We start from the raw sequence: 678 nt of genomic DNA, 5'->3' as shown, positions 1-678 counted from the left end.
GACGAAATTCAAGGACGTTGTCGAGTACTAAGAGCGACCGGCAATAGGGGACGCGGCGTCGCGGGGCTGGGGCACGCACCTCGCCACGTTGTCGTCGGTCGACACCCAACACCAGGGTGCCTCCCTCCTCCGCCTCGCGATCTACGTGCCCCAGCCCCGCTCCTTCATCCACGCCCCTATTGCCGGGCGCTCTAAGCCTGGTGGATGCACCGAACGATTTTCGTGATCTTTTTTGATCTTTCGGAAGCGGTTCTCCGGGATTCCGATGACGGCGATGTGTTCGGCCGCGGCTGTCGGGCCTGTCGCCTCGAACGCCTCAACATCCGCCGGCTCGATCCGGTCGTCCGCCCGCACGTCGACGACCACACCCGTCCCGTCAGCCAAGCGGGCAAAGAAGTCCGGTGCGTGGCGCCGTTCCCGAACGCCGTCGTGCCAGCGCAGCCAGAACGGCTGCGAGGCCAGACCCACCACGTCCCGGTCGAAGTCGAGGAGCATCACGTGATCACCTGTCATGGCCGACCACCACCAGCCCGGAAAATGCCGCCTTCCCCGCGACCAGCCGAACGGCCGGATCGGCACGGCGTCCTCGAACGGCACGTTCCAGCAGGTCGGCAACGTCTCCCGACGGCGCGCGGGAGACGTTCCGCGAAGACGCGCTGCGTTGCCCGAACGGCCGGG

The 678-nt window shown here is 66.8% G+C and carries 1 protein-coding gene; it reads right to left on the bottom strand.

Going from position 1 to position 678, the window contains the following annotated elements; all coding sequences use genetic code 11:
* Positions 1-141: 141 nt before the first annotated feature.
* Positions 142-597, bottom strand: a complete 456-nt coding sequence (locus tag U9980_RS25095) for a TnsA-like heteromeric transposase endonuclease subunit (protein WP_322770189.1) — start codon at positions 595-597, stop codon at positions 142-144.
* Positions 598-678 lie beyond the last annotated feature (81 nt).

This window comes from Protofrankia sp. Cr1, from assembly GCF_963555865.1.
Taxonomy (GTDB): Bacteria; Actinomycetota; Actinomycetes; order Frankiales; family Frankiaceae; genus Protofrankia.
This window is presented reverse-complemented; position numbering and strand designations above follow the sequence as displayed.